The 19,608-nt window shown below is 43.8% G+C and carries 22 protein-coding genes; 20 read left to right on the plus strand and 2 right to left on the minus strand.

Features of this window, described 5'->3' with window-relative positions; translation table 11 throughout:
- The 5 genes from EDD59_RS14340 to thiI all read left to right on the plus strand — a co-directional run bounded on the left by EDD59_RS14340 (position 1) and on the right by thiI (position 4,690).
- Positions 1-429: an MOSC domain-containing protein gene (locus EDD59_RS14340; protein ID WP_132383074.1), complete on the plus strand. Its 429-nt coding sequence runs from the start codon at positions 1-3 to the stop codon at positions 427-429.
- Positions 430-535: 106 nt separating this feature from the next.
- The gene (gene prmA, locus EDD59_RS14345; protein ID WP_132383076.1) at positions 536-1,489 is read left to right on the plus strand and encodes a 50S ribosomal protein L11 methyltransferase; all 954 of its coding nucleotides are present in this window, start codon (positions 536-538) and stop codon (positions 1,487-1,489) included.
- Positions 1,490-1,516: 27 nt separating this feature from the next.
- Complete coding sequence (locus tag EDD59_RS14350; RefSeq protein ID WP_132383078.1) at positions 1,517-2,269, plus strand: 16S rRNA (uracil(1498)-N(3))-methyltransferase; 753 nt, start codon at positions 1,517-1,519, stop codon at positions 2,267-2,269.
- A gap of 42 nt (positions 2,270-2,311) precedes the next feature.
- Positions 2,312-3,469: a cysteine desulfurase family protein gene (locus EDD59_RS14355; protein ID WP_132383080.1), complete on the plus strand. Its 1,158-nt coding sequence runs from the start codon at positions 2,312-2,314 to the stop codon at positions 3,467-3,469.
- Positions 3,470-3,493: 24 nt separating this feature from the next.
- Positions 3,494-4,690 carry a tRNA uracil 4-sulfurtransferase ThiI gene (gene thiI, locus EDD59_RS14360; RefSeq protein WP_132383082.1) on the plus strand — a complete coding sequence of 399 codons (1,197 nt, stop codon included), beginning with the start codon at positions 3,494-3,496 and terminating at the stop codon, positions 4,688-4,690.
- A 188-nt stretch (positions 4,691-4,878) separates the two neighbouring features.
- On the opposite strand, the gene EDD59_RS14365 is transcribed toward thiI, so the two are convergent.
- Positions 4,879-5,115: an HPr family phosphocarrier protein gene (locus EDD59_RS14365; RefSeq protein WP_132383084.1), complete on the minus strand. Its 237-nt coding sequence runs from the start codon at positions 5,113-5,115 to the stop codon at positions 4,879-4,881.
- 112 nt (positions 5,116-5,227) lie between these two features.
- Between EDD59_RS14365 and mtaB the strand changes: the two genes are divergently transcribed.
- The 8 genes from mtaB to EDD59_RS14405 all read left to right on the plus strand — a co-directional run bounded on the left by mtaB (position 5,228) and on the right by EDD59_RS14405 (position 11,842).
- Entirely contained in the window at positions 5,228-6,499 is a 1,272-nt protein-coding gene (mtaB, locus tag EDD59_RS14370) for a tRNA (N(6)-L-threonylcarbamoyladenosine(37)-C(2))-methylthiotransferase MtaB (RefSeq protein WP_132383086.1), read from the plus strand.
- A 136-nt stretch (positions 6,500-6,635) separates the two neighbouring features.
- Positions 6,636-6,899, plus strand: a complete 264-nt coding sequence (locus tag EDD59_RS14375) for an IreB family regulatory phosphoprotein (RefSeq protein ID WP_132383088.1) — start codon at positions 6,636-6,638, stop codon at positions 6,897-6,899.
- Positions 6,900-6,904: 5 nt separating this feature from the next.
- Positions 6,905-7,357, plus strand: a complete 453-nt coding sequence (gene ruvX / locus EDD59_RS14380; RefSeq protein ID WP_132383090.1) for a Holliday junction resolvase RuvX — start codon at positions 6,905-6,907, stop codon at positions 7,355-7,357.
- A gap of 10 nt (positions 7,358-7,367) precedes the next feature.
- Positions 7,368-7,628 (plus strand): DUF1292 domain-containing protein, encoded by a 261-nt coding sequence (locus EDD59_RS14385; RefSeq protein WP_132383092.1) that lies wholly within the window; start codon positions 7,368-7,370, stop codon positions 7,626-7,628.
- Between the two features lie 55 nt (positions 7,629-7,683).
- Entirely contained in the window at positions 7,684-8,145 is a 462-nt protein-coding gene (locus EDD59_RS14390; protein WP_132383094.1) for a Fur family transcriptional regulator, read from the plus strand.
- Positions 8,146-8,249: 104 nt separating this feature from the next.
- On the plus strand, positions 8,250-9,920 hold the full coding sequence (locus EDD59_RS14395) for a ribonuclease J (RefSeq protein WP_132383096.1): 1,671 nt from the start codon (positions 8,250-8,252) through the stop codon (positions 9,918-9,920).
- A 3-nt stretch (positions 9,921-9,923) separates the two neighbouring features.
- The gene (locus EDD59_RS14400; RefSeq protein WP_132383098.1) at positions 9,924-10,565 is read left to right on the plus strand and encodes an O-methyltransferase; all 642 of its coding nucleotides are present in this window, start codon (positions 9,924-9,926) and stop codon (positions 10,563-10,565) included.
- Positions 10,566-10,618: 53 nt separating this feature from the next.
- A complete protein-coding gene (locus tag EDD59_RS14405) occupies positions 10,619-11,842 on the plus strand; it encodes a peptidase U32 family protein (protein WP_132383100.1) in 1,224 nt (407 codons plus the stop codon).
- A 10-nt stretch (positions 11,843-11,852) separates the two neighbouring features.
- Here the strand turns inward: EDD59_RS14405 and sigK are convergent, their stop codons facing one another.
- Positions 11,853-12,470, minus strand: a complete 618-nt coding sequence (gene sigK / locus EDD59_RS14410; protein ID WP_132383102.1) for an RNA polymerase sporulation sigma factor SigK — start codon at positions 12,468-12,470, stop codon at positions 11,853-11,855.
- Here sigK and EDD59_RS18330 point away from each other — a divergent pair.
- The 7 genes from EDD59_RS18330 (at position 12,455) to EDD59_RS14440 (ending at position 19,601) form a co-directional block, all read left to right on the plus strand.
- On the plus strand, positions 12,455-12,586 hold the full coding sequence (locus EDD59_RS18330) for a hypothetical protein (protein ID WP_279233368.1): 132 nt from the start codon (positions 12,455-12,457) through the stop codon (positions 12,584-12,586). The two genes, sigK and EDD59_RS18330, sit on opposite strands and share 16 nt — an antisense overlap.
- A gap of 464 nt (positions 12,587-13,050) precedes the next feature.
- Positions 13,051-14,583, plus strand: coding sequence for a YifB family Mg chelatase-like AAA ATPase (locus EDD59_RS14415; RefSeq protein ID WP_132383104.1), 1,533 nt, complete (start codon positions 13,051-13,053; stop codon positions 14,581-14,583).
- 4 nt (positions 14,584-14,587) lie between these two features.
- Complete coding sequence (gene dprA, locus EDD59_RS14420; protein ID WP_132383106.1) at positions 14,588-15,667, plus strand: DNA-processing protein DprA; 1,080 nt, start codon at positions 14,588-14,590, stop codon at positions 15,665-15,667.
- 114 nt (positions 15,668-15,781) lie between these two features.
- The gene (gene topA / locus EDD59_RS14425; protein WP_132383128.1) at positions 15,782-17,854 is read left to right on the plus strand and encodes a type I DNA topoisomerase; all 2,073 of its coding nucleotides are present in this window, start codon (positions 15,782-15,784) and stop codon (positions 17,852-17,854) included.
- Between the two features lie 96 nt (positions 17,855-17,950).
- Positions 17,951-18,736 carry a GTP-sensing pleiotropic transcriptional regulator CodY gene (gene codY, locus EDD59_RS14430; RefSeq protein ID WP_132383108.1) on the plus strand — a complete coding sequence of 262 codons (786 nt, stop codon included), beginning with the start codon at positions 17,951-17,953 and terminating at the stop codon, positions 18,734-18,736.
- A gap of 98 nt (positions 18,737-18,834) precedes the next feature.
- A complete protein-coding gene (locus EDD59_RS14435) occupies positions 18,835-19,176 on the plus strand; it encodes a hypothetical protein (protein WP_132383110.1) in 342 nt (113 codons plus the stop codon).
- 140 nt (positions 19,177-19,316) lie between these two features.
- Positions 19,317-19,601 carry a co-chaperone GroES gene (locus EDD59_RS14440; RefSeq protein WP_132383112.1) on the plus strand — a complete coding sequence of 95 codons (285 nt, stop codon included), beginning with the start codon at positions 19,317-19,319 and terminating at the stop codon, positions 19,599-19,601.
- Positions 19,602-19,608 lie beyond the last annotated feature (7 nt).

Raw genomic sequence — 19,608 nt, forward strand, 5'->3', positions numbered from 1 at the left:
ATGGGAAAAGTAATTGCAGTCTGTACAAGCCCTGAAAAAGGGACGCAGAAGCAGAATATAGATGAAGCAGTCTTTATAGAAGACTTTGGTATAGAGGGAGATGCCCATGCGGGAAAGTGGCACAGACAGGTGAGTCTGCTGTCTTATGATAAGATTGAAGATTTCCGCAAAAGAGGGGCCCAGGTGGAGGACGGTGCATTCGGTGAAAATCTTGTAGTAGCAGGAATTGATTTCAAGGCACTTCCCATAGGTACACGTCTTAAGTGTAATGACGTAATTCTTGAAATGACTCAGATTGGGAAAGAATGCCATCACGGATGTACCATATTTCAGAAAATGGGTGATTGTATTATGCCCCGTGAAGGTGTGTTTTCAAAAGTGATCAAAGGTGGAGTGATCAAAGCCGGTGATACACTGGACGTGATATAAGTTAGCAAACATATAAGTTACTAAATGCATAAGGAATGATTTTAAATGACACAAGACAAAAAAGTTATATAGTAAATTTTAAGGCTGTTTCGGGAGGAAAAGTGAAATGAGATGGAATAAATTTCGTCTAAAGACGACGACGGAGGCGGAAGACATTGTCAGCAGCATGCTGATGGACTTGGGCATTGAAGGTGTGGAAATCGAGGATAAGGTTCCCCTTACTCGATCCGATAAAGAGCAGATGTTTGTGGATATCCTTCCCGAAACAGAAGAGGATGACGGAGTAGCTTATTTAAGTTTTTATACAGAAGCGGATGCCGACATAGGACAGACTCTAGCTGACATTAGAAGAGAGTTGGAAGAAATGTCTGATTATGTGGATGTGGGAGAGTGCCTGATTGAAGAATCTCAAACAGAGGATGTGGACTGGGTAAATAATTGGAAGCAGTATTTTCACCAGTTTTATGTAGACGATATACTAATTATTCCTTCCTGGGAAGATGTGGCACCTGCGGACAGTGATAAACTGGTGATTCACATAGATCCGGGGACTGCTTTCGGTACGGGTATGCACGAGACGACTCAACTTTGTATCCGTCAGCTCCGAAAATATGTAACTTCCGGACATAAGATTCTGGATGTAGGATGCGGCAGTGGGATTTTGGGTATGCTGGCACTGAAATTTGGAGCAGCCTATTTGGTGGGTACAGATTTAGATTCCTGTGCAATCAATGCTACTCATGATAATATGGAAGTCAATGGGATTTCGCGGGAAAGGTACGAAGTGCTGATCGGAAATATTATTGATGATAAAGCAATTCAGGACAAGGCGGGTTATGCCCAGTATGATATTGTTGTGGCAAATATTCTGGCAGATGTGCTGATAGAGTTGACACCGGTTATTGTAAATCAGATGAGAACAGGCGGCATTTACATTACAAGCGGCATCATTGATGATAAAGAAAAGATAGTTGCGGATGCAATAGAGAAGGCAGGACTGGAGGTCTTGGAAGTGACATATCAGGGCGAATGGGTGTCTGTGACTGCAAGAAAGAATTAGATAGTAAATAGTAAAAGGAGAACAAAGATGCATCATTTTTTTGCAGATCCTTGCCAGATTAAGAATAAAGTTGTATGTGTGGAGGGGGCAGACGTAAACCATATGAGAAATGTACTCCGCATGAAGCCGGGAGAACAGGTAAAAATAAGTGATGGACAGGGAAATGAGTATCTCTGTGAGGTCGGCCGGTATGAAGAAAAGTGTGCTCTCCTTAGCATTGTATCGTCCGGGAAAGGAGGGACAGAACTTCCTTCTAGGATATTTCTGTTTCAGGGTCTGCCTAAAAGTGATAAGATGGAACTGATAATTCAAAAGGCTGTGGAGCTTGGTGTGTATCAGATTATCCCTGCTATGACAAAACGTACTGTTGTGAAACTGGATGCAAAAAAGGCCGGAAAGAAAATAGAACGCTGGAACCAGATCGTATTAAGTGCGGCAAAACAGTCGGGCCGCAGCATGATTCCAGAGGTGATGCCGGTTATGACTTTCGGGGAAGCCTTGCAGTATGGGCGAAAAATGGATATTGTGCTCATACCTTATGAAAAAGCGGAAGGAATGGAAAAAACCGGGAAAATCATTTCTGCTGTACGCCCGGGGCAGGATATAGGTGTTTTTATAGGCCCCGAGGGCGGATTTGAAGAAGAGGAAGTGGAAAAGGCGGTACAGTCAGGCGCTCATCCGGTTACCTTGGGAAAGCGAATCTTGAGGACTGAAACGGCAGGACTTGCCATGTTGTCTATTTTAATGTACCAGCTGGAAAGTGTCACTGTCTCGCCCTGAGCATAATTTAGTAGTAAGAAAGTATAAAGGAAAGTTGGTATTATGGAAGTATATTTGGATAATTCAGCGACTACCAGGTGTTATCCGGAGGTCGGGGATTTGGTTTATAAAGTGATGTGCCTGGACTACGGTAATCCGTCCTCTATGCACAGAAAGGGTGTGGAGGCGGAGCACTATATAAAGGACTCAAAGGATAGGTTGTCAAAGATATTAAAAGTGAACCCAAAAGAAATCTTTTTTACCTCGGGCGGAACAGAAAGCGACAATCTGGCACTGATCGGCTCTGCAAGAGCAAACAGACGGGCCGGCAGCCATCTGATTACCACGGCCATTGAGCACCCTGCTATTTTGAACACAATGCGGTATCTGGAAGAGGAGGAAGGCTTCCGGGTGACCTACCTTCCGGTGGATGCAAACGGAAGAGTAAAATTGGATGCTTTAAAGGAAGCACTGTGCCAAGATACAATCCTCGTCTCTATTATGTATGTCAATAATGAGATGGGGGCTGTGCAGCCGGTGGATGAGGCTGTACAGATTGTAAAAAGCTATAATCCGTCCATTTTGTTCCATTCAGATGCAGTGCAGGGATTTGGAAAATATCATATTTACCCCAAAAGGCAGGGGATAGATATGCTTTCCGTCAGCGGACATAAGATTCATGGGCCAAAGGGTATAGGATTTATTTATATTAATGAAAAAACAAAGATACGACCGATTGTTTTTGGAGGAGAGCAGCAGAAGAATATCCGCTCAGGGACAGAAAATGTACCGGGTATTGCGGGCATGGGCCTGGCGGCGGAGATGATTTACCAGGATATGGATATGAAGGTGGCTTTAATGCGTGATCTGAAATCTTATTTTCTAGAAGGAATTTCTAAAATTGAGAATACAACCGTTCATGGCCTGACAGACGAGAATAGTGCACCTCATATTATCAGTGTAGGGGTTGCCGGAATCCGCAGTGAAGTGCTTTTGCATGCACTGGAAGATAAAGGGATTTATGTCTCTTCCGGTTCCGCATGTTCTTCCAACCATCCGTCGGTCAGCGGAGTGTTGAAGGGCATCGGGGCAGCAAAAGAATATCTGGATGCGACACTTCGGTTTAGCATGTCGGAGCTCACAACAAAGGAAGAAATTGACTATACGTTAGAAACGTTATATAATTGTATTCCGATGCTGCGGAAATATACCAGAAGGTAGAAGTTATACAAAAGGAGACCATACATGAGATTTCATTCATTTTTAATAAAATACGGCGAAATCGGTATAAAAGGAAAAAACAGATATCTGTTTGAAGATGCTCTTGTCCGGCAGATTCGTTTTTCGCTAAAAGACGTAGACGGCGATTTCTATGTCCATAAGGCACAGGGAAGAGTGTATGTGGAATGTACTGGTGAGTACGATTACGAGGAGACTGTGGAAGCCCTTAAGAGGGTGTTTGGCATTGTAGGCATCTGCCCGGTTGTGCGGGTGGAGGACCGGGGCTTTGAACAGCTCTCAAAAGATGTTGTATCCTACATGGAAGGAATGTATCCGGAGGGAAATCTGACCTTTAAGGTGGAAGCCAGAAGAAGTAAGAAGCAGTATCCCATGACTTCAATGGAGATTAATTCTGAGTTGGGTGGCGTGATTTTGGATGCATTTCCTGGGATGAAAGTGGATGTACACAATCCTGAGATTCGGCTGAATGTGGAGGTTCGGGAAGAAATCTATCTGTACTCAGAGACTATTTCCGGCCCCGGCGGGATGCCGGTAGGGACAAACGGGAGAGCTATGCTGCTTCTTTCGGGAGGTATTGACAGTCCGGTTGCAGGCTACATGATTGCAAAACGCGGCGTGCAGCTTCATGCAACATATTTCCACGCGCCGCCGTATACCAGTGAACGCGCTAAGGAGAAAGTAGTAGACCTGGCAAAGCTGGTTTCCAGATATGCAGGGCCGATTCAGCTTCACGTAGTAAACTTTACAGATATTCAACTCTATATTTATGAAAAGTGTCCGCATGAGGAGTTAACGATTATTATGCGCCGCTATATGATGAAGATAGCCGAGTATTTTGCTAAAGAAAATCACTGCCTGGGGCTCATCACAGGGGAGAGTATCGGACAGGTGGCCAGCCAGACCATGCAGAGCCTTGCAGCTACGAATTCGGTATGTACACTTCCGGTCTACCGTCCGCTAATAGGCTTTGATAAACGTGAGATTGTGGAAATTGCAGAAAAAATAGATACATTTGAGACCTCAATCCAGCCCTTTGAGGACTGCTGTACCATATTTGTTGCAAAGCATCCGGTGACAAAGCCAAACCTGGAAAGAATTGAGAAGTCCGAAAGAAATTTGGAAGAGAAGATTGATGAACTGGTTAAGACTGCCATTGAGTCTGCCGAAATTATAACAGTAGAACAGTCAAAGACCCCGTAGCAAGCTGACGGGGCATCAAACTTGCAGCGCAGCAAGCTGCGGGGTATTTGACCCTCGCGGCAGTCGCCAAATGGAAATACAAGCATTTCCGCTTGGCTCGTTGCTCGCGGAAATAAAGAAGAGCCTGGCTTGCCAGACTCCGCGCCGTAGTATGGCCGCTGGTGCGGCCTTATTGCTTGTAAGCTGTCCTATTTGATAATGTATGGATCTAATGCGGTAAGAATTGTGTCTGTGACATTATCCTCAGCGTGGATGTTTAATTCAATTGGTTTTGAAAGATCCAGACTGAAAATACCCATGATTGATTTGGCGTCTATTACATATCTTCCGGAGACTAAATCAAAGTCATTGTCAAATTTTGTGATTTCGTTTACAAATGATTTTACCTTATCGATGGAATTTAAAGAAATCTGTACTGTTTTCATTGTATATTCCCTCCTTAATGTGTGTTGGTCGAGGCATTTTGCCTTACGTATATTTTACGGGAAGAGAGTTTAAAAGTCAAGGAACAAAGCTTTAAAAAACAGGAGAATTATTATGAAAAAAGTAGCACTGCATAATCTTGGATGCAAAGTAAATGCATATGAGACGGAGGCCATGCAGGAAATGTTGGAAACAGCCGGATATGAGATTGTCCCCTTTAAAGAGGGGGCAGATATCTATATTATTAATACCTGCACCGTGACTAACATTGCTGACCGTAAATCCAGACAGATGCTTCATAGGGCAAGGAAAATGAACCCTCAGGCACTTGTTGTTGCCGCAGGCTGCTATGTGCAGACTCAAGAGGTGCCTGATCCGTGCATAGATGTTGTGATAGGAAATAATAAAAAGCAGGATTTACTTTCGATTTTGGAAGAATATGATAAGGATACCCTTATTGATATCAACAACACAAAAGAGTATGAGAATCTGCACCTGTCAAGAACGGGAGAGCATACAAGAGCTTATATCAAGGTACAGGACGGATGTAACCAGTTTTGCTCTTACTGCATTATCCCTTATGCGAGAGGGCGGGTCAGGAGCCGCGTTAAGGAGGATGTGATTGAGGAAGTAAAGCGGCTTGCACAGAATGGATATCAGGAGGTGGTTCTCACAGGAATTCATCTCAGCTCCTACGGTATCGATTTTGAGGAGGGCGAAGAAAATCTGTTGTCCTTGATACAGGCGGTGCATGATGTGGAGGGGATCAGGAGAATCCGTCTGGGGTCACTGGAACCCCGGATTATTACAGAAGAGTTTGCACGTACTATTTCAGCTCTGCCGAAGATGTGTCCGCATTTTCATCTGTCACTGCAAAGTGGATGTGACGCTGTGCTAAAAAGGATGAACCGCCGGTACACAAGCGGAGAATACTATGAAAAATGTGCCCTGCTCAGAAAATATTTTGAAAATCCGGCACTTACGACAGATGTGATAGTCGGGTTCCCTGGGGAGACTAATGAGGAATTTGGAGAGTCTAAAGCGTTTATTGAAAAAGTGGAGTTTTATGAGGCCCATGTGTTTAAGTACTCTAAAAGACAGGGCACAAAAGCTGCGGTTATGGAGGAACAGATCCCTGAACAGATAAAGTCCAAGAGAAGTGATATTCTTCTTGCCCTCAATGAGGAAGGCCGGCAGGCATACGAAAAAAACTTTGTTGGAAAGGAAGTTGAGGTGCTTGTGGAAGAAAGCGTGGAAATCGGAGGAGAAACCATGCAGATTGGACACACGCGGGAATACATGAAAGTTGCAGTGAAGACAAAAGAAAACCTACAGAATCATATTGTAAAAGTGCAAATTGAAAATGATTTACAAATTATTCATTGAATTTTAGATAGGTTTATATTAGAATTGAAGATAGGCAGATAACATGGGTTGCTTGTTACAGTTCAGCCATAAGCCGAATCATGCTTAGGCCGAACTATAACAAACATAAGAAAACATACAAAACGGAGGAGAAGTAATGAGCGATTTAAGCAACACCCAATTCTTTCAGGTTGAGCCGGGCCCGCAGATTTCCGCCAGGGATATTCTGGAGATCGTGTTTAAGGCATTGAAGGAGAAAGGATATAATCCGGTGAATCAGATTGTCGGTTATATCATGTCCGGTGATCCGACTTATATCACAAGCTATAACGGAGCGAGAAGCCTTGTGATGAAGGTGGAGAGGGACGAGCTTGTAGAAGAACTATTAAAGGCGTATATAAGCCATAATTCGTGGGAATAATATTTATGCGGATTATGGGACTTGATTATGGCACAAAGACTGTAGGCGTGGCAATTAGTGACGCGCTGGGTCTTACTGCCCAGGGAATTGAAACAATTCAGCGAAAAGAGGAGAATAAGCTTCGGCGCACTCTGGCGCGTATAGAGGAGCTGATTTCTGAATATGATGTAGATAAGATTGTGCTTGGCTTTCCAAAGCACATGAATAATGATATTGGAGAGCGCGCACAGAAATCTCTGGAATTTGGCGATATGCTGATTAGGCGGACCGGGCTGGAAGTCATCATGTGGGATGAACGGCTGACAACTGTGGAGGCAGAGCGGGTTTTGATTGAGGGCAATGTGAGACGGGAGAACCGCAAGAAGTATATTGACAAGATTGCTGCGGTATTTATCCTGCAGGCTTATCTGGATTCTGAGTATTTAAAGCAGGAAAGCAGGAAAGAGCCGGAAGAATAAGAGGATTTTTATGGAAAAAATTAAATTTACCTTTGAAGATACAGGTGAATCTGAAGAATTCTTTGTGCTGGAACAGACAAAGATTAACGGGAATGTATACATACTGGTTACAGACTCGGAAGAAGACGACGCAGAGTGTATGATTTTGAAGGATACATCTTTCCCCGGTGACGAGGAAAGTGTATATGAGATTGTCGACGACGACACAGAACTTATGGCGGTTGCCGATGTTTTTGAAGAGTTGTTGGAAGATGTAGATATTGAAATGTAAAGTCTTAGGATTTTTACAATAAATTAACTTGCTGCAAATGAAGTGGAGTATAGCGATGGAACAGAAAAAAGTACAGGAGCTGCTGAATGAAAAGCTGAGAGAAAAGGGACTGAAAGTAACGCAGCAGAGAATACTTGTTTTACAGGTCCTGGCAGACAAGAGCGGCAGCCACATGACAGCCGAAGATATTTATGAGCTGATAAGGGAAAAGTATCCCGAGATTGGACTGGCTACTGTTTATCGTACTTTACAGCTGCTTCTTGAAATTCAACTTGTGGATAGTATTAACCTGGATGATGGATGTGTCAGATATGAGATCGGACATATGTTTGAAGGAGAAATGAAACACAACCATCATCACCTGATATGCAGAGCATGCGGGACGGTTTTTCCTTTTGAGGATGACCTTCTGGATGAACTGGAAAGCCATATTGAAGAAGCTACAGGTTTTCATGTACTGGACCATAAGTTGAAATTTTACGGACTGTGTAAAGATTGCCTCAATAAAAGCAAATAATCCGTTTTTGTTTTCAAAAGAGAGAACGTGATTGATGGACGGAGGATTGCTGTTTTTTTCATGCGCGAAAGCAGGTACATAAAACACATGGAGGTGTAGAATTATTGAAAAAACAAAATGAAGGAAAATTAAGGATTATCCCTCTCGGCGGTTTAGAACGGATAGGGATGAATATTACTGCCTTTGAATTTGAGGACAGTATTATTGTTGTAGACTGCGGGCTTGCGTTCCCGGAGGACGACATGCTCGGTATCGATCTGGTGATACCGGATGTGACATATTTGAAAGATAATATAGACAAGGTAAAAGGATTTGTCATTACTCATGGACATGAGGATCATATAGGGGCGCTTCCCTATGTGCTAAAGGAAATTAATATTCCGATATATACAACAAAGCTGACTATGGGAATTATTGAGAATAAGCTGAAGGAGCATAATCTGCTGCGGAGCACAAAGAGAAAAGTTGTGCGTCACGGACAATCCATCAACCTTGGAAAATTCAGAATTGAATTTATTAAGACGAATCACAGTATTCAGGATGCATCCGCACTGGCAATTTATTCACCGGCAGGAACTGTGGTGCATACAGGTGACTTTAAGGTGGATTACACACCCGTATTTGGTGATGCAATTGATCTGCAGCGTTTCGCAGAGATTGGAAAGAAAGGTGTGCTGGCATTAATGTCAGACAGTACAAATGCAGAGCGCAAAGGTTTTACTCCGTCTGAGAAGACTGTAGGGAAGGCTTTTGACCAGATTTTTACGGAACATCAGGACACCCGTCTTATTATTGCTACCTTTGCATCCAATGTGGACAGGGTGCAGCAGATTATAAATTCTGCTTATAAGTACGGGCGTAAAGTAGTGGTAGAAGGACGGAGCATGGTAAATATTATTTCTACGGCATCCGAGCTGGGCTATCTGAACGTGCCGGAGAATACTCTGATTGAAATCGATCAGATGCGAAACTATCCTCCGGAGAAGATGGTACTCATCACCACAGGAAGCCAGGGAGAGTCTATGGCGGCTCTGTCACGCATGGCGGCAGATATACACCGCAAGGTGACAATTCAGCCAAATGATACAATTATTTTCAGCTCCAATCCGATTCCGGGAAATGAAAAATCTGTTTCCCGTGTAATCAATGAGCTTTCGGAAAAAGGAGCAAATGTAATTTTCCAGGATGTCCATGTATCAGGCCATGCCTGCCAGGAAGAACTGAAATTGATATATTCGCTTGTAAAGCCTAAGTATGCAATCCCGGTTCACGGTGAATACCGGCATTTGAAAGCCAATGCGGGCATTGCTGAGTCACTTGGAATTCCCAAGGAGAATATCTTCATTATCCAGTCAGGAGATGTGATGGAGATCAGCCAGGATGAGGCGAAGGTTGTAGATAAGGTGCACACAGGAGCTATTCTGGTGGACGGTCTTGGAGTGGGTGATGTAGGAAATATTGTGCTCAGAGACAGACAACATTTGGCAGAGGATGGAATTTTAATCGTAGTTTTGACCCTGGAAAAGGGGACAAACCGCCTGTTGGCGGGCCCGGATATTGTGTCCAGAGGTTTTGTCTATGTGCGCGAGTCAGAAGGTTTGATGGAGGATTCCCGGAAAGTAGTATCCGATGCTCTGGATAAGTGTCTGTCAGGCAAACATGCAGACTGGAATAAGATTAAGCTGGTGATTCGTGATACACTGAATGATTATATTTGGAAAAAGACCAAGAGACGTCCTATGGTAATTCCGATTATTATGGATGTAGAAGGGTAAAATATGATAGTCGATGAACGTATTACTACATTCATCAATTCACTAGAAACAGAGAACAGCGAAATATTGGAGGCAATAGAAAGAGAAGCATTGGATACGAATGTTCCGATTATCAGAAAAGAAATGCAAAGCTTTCTAAAAGTGCTTTTAATGATACAAAAACCTATGCGCATCCTCGAGGTGGGGACTGCCGTAGGTTTCTCTGCGTTATTGATGAGTGAATATGCCCCTGAAGGGTATAAGATTACAACGATTGAAAAATATGAAAAAAGAATCCCTGTCGCCAGAGAAAATTTCCGCAGAGCCGGCAGAGAAAATCAGATTACTCTGCTGGAAGGGGATGCACTGGAGGTGCTTAAAGGTCTGACAGGAAGCTATGATTTTATTTTTATGGATGCGGCAAAGGGTCAGTACATTCACTATATGCCGGAGGTTCTGCGGCTGCTGAAAGCCGGAGGAACCCTTGTGTCCGATAATGTACTGCAGGACGGGGATATTATAGAATCCCGCTTTGCGGTAGAGCGTAGAAACCGTACCATCCACGCACGCATGCGGGAATATTTGTATGAGCTGAAGCACCATGAGGATCTGGTAACATCGATCCTCCCCCTGGGAGACGGTGTTGCCGTCAGTACAAAGAAGTAGAAATACCCTAGGGCATACCTGTATGGCCATTCGGCCGTGAAAGGAGAAATGAAATGGGAAGACACCCAGAACTTTTAATTCCGGCAAGCAGTTTGGAGGTACTAAAAACAGCAGTTAACTTTGGGGCAGACGCTGTATATATCGGCGGGGAGGCCTTTGGGCTCAGGGCCAAGGCAAAGAACTTCTCTATGGAAGATATGAGGCTGGGGATAGAATTTGCCCATAAACACGATGTGAAAGTATACGTCACGGCAAATATTCTGGCCCATAATCAGGATCTGGAAGAGGTTCATGAGTATTTTCAGGAACTTAAAGAAATCAAACCAGATGCTCTGATTATTGCCGATCCGGGAGTTTTTGACATTGCAAAGGAGGTGTGCCCTGAGATTGAAAGGCATATCAGTACACAGGCAAACAACACCAATTATGGAACCTACAATTTCTGGTACCGACAGGGCGCCAGCCGCGTTGTAACCGCCAGAGAACTTTCCCTGGAAGAAATAAGGGAACTCCGTGCGAATATTCCGGAAGACCTGGAGATAGAGACATTTGTCCACGGGGCAATGTGTATTTCCTATTCCGGCAGATGCCTGCTGAGCAACTACTTTACAGGCAGAGATGCCAACCGGGGGGCATGCACACATCCATGCCGCTGGAAATATTCGGTAGTGGAGGAGACCAGGCCCGGCGAATATATGCCGGTATATGAAAATGAGAGGGGAACCTATATTTTCAATTCCAAGGACCTCTGTATGATAGAGCATATTCCGGAATTGCTGGAATCAGGTATTGACAGTCTGAAGGTGGAGGGCCGCATGAAGACAGCCCTTTATGTGGCAACAGTGGCCAGGACATACAGAAAAGCTATTGACGATTATAAACAGGATCCGGAGCTTTACCGGAAAAATATGTCATGGTATCTGGAGCAAATATCCAACTGTACCTACCGTCAGTTTACTACAGGATTTTTCTTTGGAAAACCGGATGAAACCACACAGATATATGACAATAACACTTATGTGAAAGAGTATACGTATCTGGGGATAGTCGGTGGGGAAAAAGCTGGTCTGTACCAGCTAGAACAACGGAACAAATTCTCTGTAGGCGAAAAGATTGAAATTATGAAGCCGGATGGCTCTAACATAGAGGCAGAGGTGCGCCGGATTGTCAACGAAAATGGAGAATCCCAGGAAAGCGCACCTCATCCCAAACAGGTGCTGCGTATTGAATTAAGCGAAAAAGCCCGGTGGGGGGATATACTGCGGAGGAAAGAATAGCGGGGGTTTTTTAGAAAAATTCCCGCAATTTTTCCACAGCACTCTTTTCTATACGGGAAACATAGGAGCGGGAAATGCCAAGCTGCCTTCCGATTTCCCGCTGTGTGTATTCTTCCCCGTTATACAGTCCATATCGCATTTTCAGGACGAGCCGCTCTCGAGGGGAGAGTTCATTTTCCACTTTTTCGTACAGCTTTTGTATATTTTCTTTGAGGTAAATTTTTTCAGGTACATCTGTTTCATCTGCTTCAATAATGTCATACAATTTAATTTCATTGCCTTCTCGGTCAGTTCCGATAGGCTCGTATAAAGATATCTCCTTATTGGTTTTTTTTCTGGCTCTTAAGTACATAAGGATCTCATTTTCTACACACTTGGATGCATAGGCGGCAAGCCGGTTTCCTTTTTGTGGGTTAAAGGTTACGACAGCTTTAATCAGACCTATTGTTCCGATTGATATCAGGTCTTCAGGATCTTCATCCAGGTACTGATATTTTTTAATGACATGTGCAACGAGCCGCAGATTTCGTTCGATTAAGATATGTTTTGCCTGAAGGTCACCCTCTGTATATTTTTGCATGTAATATTTTTCTTCCGCTGGAGTGAGGGGATTTGGAAAGGATTTCAAGAAGAGCACCTCTAAGCACATTTGATATAGTCTATGTGGAAATTGCAGAAATTGTGCTTTTCCATCGAAAAAAAGGACATGGAGGCAGGCTGGAAGATTTGCCGGAGGGAACTTGACACTATTGTTTTTGTGAGATAATATGATACCAGGGTCAAAAGGTCATGCGTTTCATGCTTGCATGAAAAAGCATGACTTTGGGACCCGCAAAACATGAGAAAGTAGCCCGAATAGGGCGGATTTCGAATGTTTTTAGGATTGCGGGAGCACAAAGTGCGGAGCAATCCGTAGGTATCAGAGGGCAAAAGGTCATGCTGTTTCATGCAAACATGCCCGTCGTTCTTCCGGTAAATCTTTTCCGGAGCTATCAAATCAAGCCGATTCGGCTATATTTTTCAAACGATTTATGAGGACAGAGAGGGCATCGCCTGGATGTAGTACTCACTAATTTTTGATGAACCTCATTTGAGTTCTGCTCAGGCAGAAGTACATTTGTCCTCCGAAAAAAATTGTAGCTATTCAGGAGGCCAAGTTCAATTCTGCCCTGCCAATAGTTATAAAAAATCAGGAAAGGGGTGCATGAATGAGTTTCAGCACAGTTTTATCGGCTTCTATCCAGGGGCTGAAGGTAGAGTTTGTCAATGTGGAGGCAGATGTGAGCAACGGGCTGCCCGGGTTCCATATGGTGGGATACCTTTCTTCAGAGGTGAAGGAAGCAGCGGAAAGGGTGAGGACGGCCATTAAAAATTCAGGCATGGACTATCCGGCAAAGAAGACAGTGATTAATCTATCACCCGCTACTGTGAGAAAAAGAGGGGCTGCTTTTGACTTGCCCATTGCAGTGTCTATTCTAGCTTCTTTGGGGCAAATCAGGGAAAGAAGTGTCAGAAACACTCTCATTATAGGAGAATTGGGACTTGACGGGGGGATTCAGGAGGTGCCGGGAATCCTTCCCATTGTGTTGGCAGCCAGGGATGCCGGGATTCCGCTCTGCATTGTACCAAAAGCAAATGCAGCGGAGGGAGCGTTGGTGGAAGGAATACAGGTAATAGGGGCAGGAAGTTTGGCGGAGGTGCTGGGATTTTTGTCAGGGAGTATTGCATTGGAGCCGGAGCCTTATCCGGAGGATAAAGTAAATTCCTGCATAAAAGAGATGCCGGATTACAGTGACATTTGCGGACAGAAAACAATAAAAAGGGCTGTGGAAGTGGCAGTTGCGGGAGGGCATAACCTTCTTTTCGTAGGGCCGCCCGGCAGTGGAAAGACTATGGCAGCAAAGCGGATTCCCGGTATTTTGCCGCCTATGACCATGGAAGAAAGCATGGAGATTACGAAGATATATAGCATTATGGGACGGATTGATGCAAAAGCGCCTTTGATTCAGCAAAGGCCGTTTAGAAATGTACATCATACAGCGACGAGGGCTGCGTTGATTGGAGGGGGGCTGATACCGACACCGGGGGAAATCAGCCTGGCTCACAGGGGGGTGCTTTTTCTGGATGAGCTGCCTGAGTTCCAGAGAGCAGTATTAGAAGTGCTGCGGGAGCCTCTGGAAGAACATAAAATCCGCATATCGAGAACGCATGGAAATTACGTGTTCCCGGCAAATTTCATGCTTGTGGCGGCCTTAAACCCCTGTCCCTGCGGATGTTATCCAGACATGGAGCGGTGTACCTGTACCTCCGGCCAAATTCAAAATTACCTGGGAAAAATAAGCCAAGCCTTTTTGGACCGCCTTGAAATTTGTGTTGAAGCACCCAAGGTAACATATGAATCACTTTCGAGAGAGAAGAAGGGAGAAAATTCTTCCCAAATAAGAGAAAGAGTATGTAGGGCAAGAGATATCCAAAATGACCGGTATAAGGGTACCAAAATTGCTACAAATGCCATGCTCCAAGTGAAGGAACTTGATAAATACTGCAGGCTTGGAAAGGAAGAGAGCCGGCTTATAGAACAGGCATTTACAGCTCTCGGGCTCACTGCAAGGACATATCACAAGATACTGAAAGTATCAAGGACAATTGCTGATCTGGATCAGGCAGAAAGCATTTGCGTAAAACATATTAAAGAGGCTATAGGATACCGGACAATAGACAAAAAATACTGGGGAAGGTGAACAGATGAAATATGAATACTGGTTTGCACAGATTGCACGCGTAAATGATAGAAAAAAGTACTTTTTGAGAGAATACCTGGGAACTGCGAAGGACATATTTTATATAGAAGAAATGAAATTAAATAAAATGGAGTTCTTAAACGAACAAGATGTCAATACAATTATGCAGGCGAAGAAAACATTGGATCCGGATATGCTTTATAAAGATTTGAAGAAGAAATCTATCCGTTTTATCCCCTGGTTTTCTGAGGAATTTCCGGAAAAACTTTGCGAAATCCCCACGCCTCCGTATGCCCTTTATGTCAAGGGAAGTATACCGGAGAGGACAAAAAAGACTGTGGCAATTGTGGGAGCAAGACGCTGCACACATTATGGAGAAAAATATGCATTAGAGTATGGAGAAAAACTGGCACAGTGCGATGTATCCGTTATCAGCGGGCTGGCCAGGGGGATCGATGGTGCCGGACACCGCGGGGCACTGATGGGAAAAGGGAGCACGTATGCTGTGCTGGGCTGCGGTGTGGATATTTGTTATCCAAGGGAGCACATCGGGCTGTACACAGATATTTTGAGGCAGCAGGGGGGGATTCTGTCAGAGTTTCCCCCGGGAACGCCTCCCGTGGGCTGCAATTTCCCGAGGAGAAACAGAATTATCAGCGGACTGTCGGATGTTGTTCTTGTCATGGAGGCCGGAGAGAAGAGCGGTTCCTTGATTACGGCGGATATGGCATTGGAACAGGGAAGAGATATTTATGCCCTTCCGGGTCCTGTAAATAGCAGCCTGAGCCGGGGATGCAATCAGCTGATAAGGCAGGGGGCCGGCATTCTTTTATCTCCCGAAAGGCTGTTGGACGAACTGGGAATCCTCCCCATTTCTTCAGGCGAGAATACTGACAAAAATAAAAAAGTGCTTGAAACTGGAGAAAATATGGTGTATAGTCGACTTTGCCCGTATCCAAAGAATTTGAGCCAGCTCGCCGAAGAGACGGATTTGCCGCCGGGAGAAGTGTTGGAGAAGCTTGTATCGCTGGAATTACAAGGATACGTCAAGGAGATATCAAAGAATTATTATGTGACCTTATGACGGCAGTACCGTTAAAAGGCTGTTACAGTGCAGCTACAGACCGGAGCTTATTTTGGCTCGGCTGTAATGGAAAATAGACAGAGGCATTTGGTTGAGTGGAGGAAAGAGGTTTTTATGGCACGTTATCTGGTTATTGTAGAGTCGCCGGCAAAGGTAAAGACAATTAAAAAGTTCCTGGGGAGTAGGTATTCGGTGGCAGCATCGAATGGGCATGTCCGTGATTTGCCTAAGAGCCAGCTGGGAATAGACATAGAGAATGACTTTGAGCCAAAGTATATTACCATCCGTGGGAAGGGAGATATTCTTGCCAACCTGCGCAAAGAAGCCAAGAAAGCGGATAAAGTTTATCTTGCAACTGACCCTGACCGGGAGGGGGAAGCAATTTCCTGGCATCTGGCAGCGGCCTTGAAACTGGATGACAAGAAGATGAACCGTATCACATTCAATGAAATCACAAAAAAAGCCGTGAAGTCTTCTTTAAAAACACCGCGCGAGATAGATATGAATCTGGTGGATGCCCAGCAGGCCCGCCGTGTTCTGGACAGAATGGTAGGTTACCGTATCAGTCCTGTTCTCTGGGCCAAAGTAAAGCGGGGCTTAAGCGCCGGAAGAGTACAGTCTGTGGCCTTGCGCCTCGTGGCTGACAGAGAAGCCGAAATCGATGCATTTATACCGGAAGAATACTGGACATTAGATGTTATATTAAAGGTGAAAGGGGAAAAGCGTCCCCTTACGGCCAGATTCTATGGCACAGATAAGCAGAAAAAAGCCATTGCTTCCCAAGAAGAACTGGATAAGATTATCAAGGCTATAGACAAAGAAGATTATAAAATTACAGATATTAAAAAGGGAGAACGCATACGCAGGGCACCCTTCCCATTTACAACAAGTACACTCCAGCAGGAAGCAGCAAAAGCTTTGAATTTCGGAACACAGAAGACTATGCGCATTGCGCAGCAGCTTTATGAAGGAATAGACATTAAGGGCAATGGAACAGTGGGTGTAATTACCTACCTGCGTACGGATTCCACAAGAATTTCAGAGGAAGCAGACGAGAGTGCCAGACAATACATTGAAAATAATTATGGGAAAGAGTACCTATCGGAAGGCTCAGGTCCCAAAAAGACCGAGAAAAAGATTCAAGATGCTCATGAGGCAATCCGTCCGACAGATATTAGCAGAACTCCTGCATCATTGAAAGACTCCCTTTCCAGAGATCAGTTCCGCCTGTATCAGCTTATATGGAAACGATTCACAGCCAGCAGGATGCAGCCTGCAAAATATGAGACGGTTTCTGTAAAGATCGGCGCCGGGGCGTACAGGTTTACGGTTGCAACCTCCAAGATAATATTTGAGGGCTTTCGTACGGTTTATACAGAGGCGGACGAAGAAAAAGAAGAAAGCAACGTTTTAGTAAACGGGCTGAATATGGATACCCAGCTTGCCAAAGACAAGTTTGATGCAAAGCAGCATTTTACTCAGCCTCCCGCACATTTTACTGAAGCAACTCTGGTGAAGACGCTGGAAGAGCTGGGGATTGGACGGCCGAGTACGTATGCACCCACAATCTCTACGATTTTGGGGCGCCGTTATGTGACTAAAGAGGCAAAAAATCTTTATATCACAGAAATCGGAGAAGTAGTAAATAATATTATGAAGCACTCTTTTTCAAGTATTGTAGATGAGAACTTTACTGCCAATATGGAAGGCCTTTTGGATATGGTGGCGGAGGGAAAGATACCGTGGAAAGAAGTCATCCGAAACTTTTATCCGGATTTGAACGAGGCGGTGGAAATTGCCGAGAAGGAACTGGAGAGCGTAAAGATAGAAGATGAGGTTACGGATGTGATCTGTGAAGAATGTGGCCGCCATATGGTTATAAAGTATGGCCCTCATGGAAAATTTCTTGCATGCCCAGGCTTCCCGGAGTGCAAGAATACAAAGCCTTATCTGGAAAAAATAGGAGTACCATGCCCGCTTTGCGGAAAAGAAGTAGTAATCCGCAAAACGAAAAAAGGCAGAAGATATTATGGGTGTGAAGATAACCCGGAATGTGAGTTCATGTCATGGCAGAAGCCCTCAAAAGAAAAGTGCCCGGAGTGTGGAAGCTACCTGGTGGAAAAGGGCAATAAACTGGTATGTGCCAACGAAAAATGCGGATATGTCCGAAACCTGAAAAAAAGTTGATAAAATGTCATTGATATTTATAAAATTGTATGATAACATGTCTATATCAAAGGGTTTGGAACGAGTTGTATACACAATAAGGTATGGAGGAAATCAATGAGCGTACAGTTATTGGATAAGACAAGAAAAATCAATAAGTTACTGCATAACAATAATTCCAGTAAAGTTGTTTTTAATGATATTTGTGACGTTCTCACAGAGATATTGGAATCGAATGTTCTTGTAGTAAGTAAAAAGGGAAAGATACTTGGCATAAGTAAATGCAGCTGGGTGAATGTAATTAAAGAGCTGCTGGCAGAATCTGTGGGAGCACATATCGATGCAATACTTAACGAACGCCTGCTGAATATATTATCTACAAAAGAAAATGTGAATCTGGAGACACTTGGATTCTCCCCGGAGGCTGTAAAAGGCTATCAGGCCATCATCACCCCAATTGATATTGCAGGAGAGCGTCTTGGCACATTGTTTATTTATAAGCAGGATGCTGTTTATGAGATTGATGATATTATATTAAGTGAGTATGGAACCGCTGTAGTCGGACTTGAGATGCTGCGCTCCGTGAATGAAGAGAGTGCAGAAGAGTCAAGAAAAGAACACATCGTTCAGTCTGCAATCAGTACACTGTCATTCTCAGAACTGGAAGCGATTATTCATATTTTTGATGAGCTGGACGGAGTGGAAGGAATTCTTGTGGCAAGTAAGATTGCAGACCGCGTAGGCATTACCAGATCTGTGATTGTAAATGCTCTCAGAAAGTTTGAGAGTGCGGGAGTCATTGAGTCACGTTCTTCAGGGATGAAAGGGACCTACATCAAGGTTCTGAATGACTATGTTTTTACTGAACTAGAAAAGATTAAAAAAGAACGTTTACAGAAATAGAGCAGCCGTTTGCAGGGATGCCAAAGTTGGATAAGTAAGCAGGAGGGTATCAGATATCTGATACCCTTTCTTAGGATAATAAGCGGAGGTGAAGGAAGATGTATGAAGGAAATCCGGTAGACTTACAAATGGAAAAAGTAATATCGGCGGATGTAATTTTTGATGATACGGCGCGTCACTGCCAGGTTTTTAAGTATGATTTGGAGGATGACTACATATACTTGCAGTTAAAGGAAGATGACTTGACTGCGATTTCGCTGGATGCAAAATATCAATGCTATGTTTCTACAAAAAAAGAACTCTTATACTGTACAGGTTCGGTCAGAGAGCGTTTTCAGTCTGAACACGGAAATATGATAGTTTTTAAAATTGAAAACGGGTTTTATAATGTATCAGAAATAAAACGTCCGGTAAAGAGAAAATTTGGAGCAGATTTATAAAAGGATGAGTTTTATAAAGTAAATATAAAATTTAGAAACTCTGTTGACAAATCGAAAACAGAGTGCTATTTTATATCTATGAAGTTAGCACTCAAAAGAAAAGAGTGCTAATAAGAAACAAAAATCAAGGAGGAATTACAATGAAATTAGTACCATTGGGTGACAAAATTGTGTTAAAGCAATTAGAAGCAGAAGAAACAACAAAATCAGGCATTGTTCTGCCGGGACAAGCTAAAGAAAAGCCGCAGGAGGCAGAAGTTATTGCAGTTGGACCTGGTGGAAATGTGGATGGAAAAGAAGTGACCATGCAGGTGAAAACCGGTGACAAAGTCATCTACTCCAAATATGCGGGAACAGAAGTAGAGTTGGAAAGCGTGGAGTATATCATTGTAAAGCAGAGTGACATTTTAGCAATTGTAGAATAGAAGAATA

Source organism: Muricomes intestini, assembly GCF_004346165.1.
Lineage (GTDB): Bacteria > Bacillota > Clostridia > Lachnospirales > Lachnospiraceae > Muricomes > Muricomes intestini.

Bases quoted from the DNA above. Each gene is read 5' to 3' on its own strand.
- EDD59_RS14340 (WP_132383074.1), top strand. From the start codon at position 1: ATGGGAAAAGTAATTGCAGTCTGTACAAGCCCTGAAAAAGGGACGCAG.
- prmA (WP_132383076.1), top strand. From the start codon at position 536: ATGAGATGGAATAAATTTCGTCTAAAGACGACGACGGAGGCGGAAGAC.
- EDD59_RS14350 (WP_132383078.1), top strand. From the start codon at position 1,517: ATGCATCATTTTTTTGCAGATCCTTGCCAGATTAAGAATAAAGTTGTA.
- EDD59_RS14355 (WP_132383080.1), top strand. From the start codon at position 2,312: ATGGAAGTATATTTGGATAATTCAGCGACTACCAGGTGTTATCCGGAG.
- thiI (WP_132383082.1), top strand. From the start codon at position 3,494: ATGAGATTTCATTCATTTTTAATAAAATACGGCGAAATCGGTATAAAA.
- EDD59_RS14365 (WP_132383084.1), bottom strand. From the start codon at position 5,115: ATGAAAACAGTACAGATTTCTTTAAATTCCATCGATAAGGTAAAATCA.
- mtaB (WP_132383086.1), top strand. From the start codon at position 5,228: ATGAAAAAAGTAGCACTGCATAATCTTGGATGCAAAGTAAATGCATAT.
- EDD59_RS14375 (WP_132383088.1), top strand. From the start codon at position 6,636: ATGAGCGATTTAAGCAACACCCAATTCTTTCAGGTTGAGCCGGGCCCG.
- ruvX (WP_132383090.1), top strand. From the start codon at position 6,905: ATGCGGATTATGGGACTTGATTATGGCACAAAGACTGTAGGCGTGGCA.
- EDD59_RS14385 (WP_132383092.1), top strand. From the start codon at position 7,368: ATGGAAAAAATTAAATTTACCTTTGAAGATACAGGTGAATCTGAAGAA.
- EDD59_RS14390 (WP_132383094.1), top strand. From the start codon at position 7,684: ATGGAACAGAAAAAAGTACAGGAGCTGCTGAATGAAAAGCTGAGAGAA.
- EDD59_RS14400 (WP_132383098.1), top strand. From the start codon at position 9,924: ATGATAGTCGATGAACGTATTACTACATTCATCAATTCACTAGAAACA.
- EDD59_RS14405 (WP_132383100.1), top strand. From the start codon at position 10,619: ATGGGAAGACACCCAGAACTTTTAATTCCGGCAAGCAGTTTGGAGGTA.
- EDD59_RS14415 (WP_132383104.1), top strand. From the start codon at position 13,051: ATGAGTTTCAGCACAGTTTTATCGGCTTCTATCCAGGGGCTGAAGGTA.
- dprA (WP_132383106.1), top strand. From the start codon at position 14,588: ATGAAATATGAATACTGGTTTGCACAGATTGCACGCGTAAATGATAGA.
- topA (WP_132383128.1), top strand. From the start codon at position 15,782: ATGGCACGTTATCTGGTTATTGTAGAGTCGCCGGCAAAGGTAAAGACA.
- codY (WP_132383108.1), top strand. From the start codon at position 17,951: ATGAGCGTACAGTTATTGGATAAGACAAGAAAAATCAATAAGTTACTG.
- EDD59_RS14435 (WP_132383110.1), top strand. From the start codon at position 18,835: ATGTATGAAGGAAATCCGGTAGACTTACAAATGGAAAAAGTAATATCG.
- EDD59_RS14440 (WP_132383112.1), top strand. From the start codon at position 19,317: ATGAAATTAGTACCATTGGGTGACAAAATTGTGTTAAAGCAATTAGAA.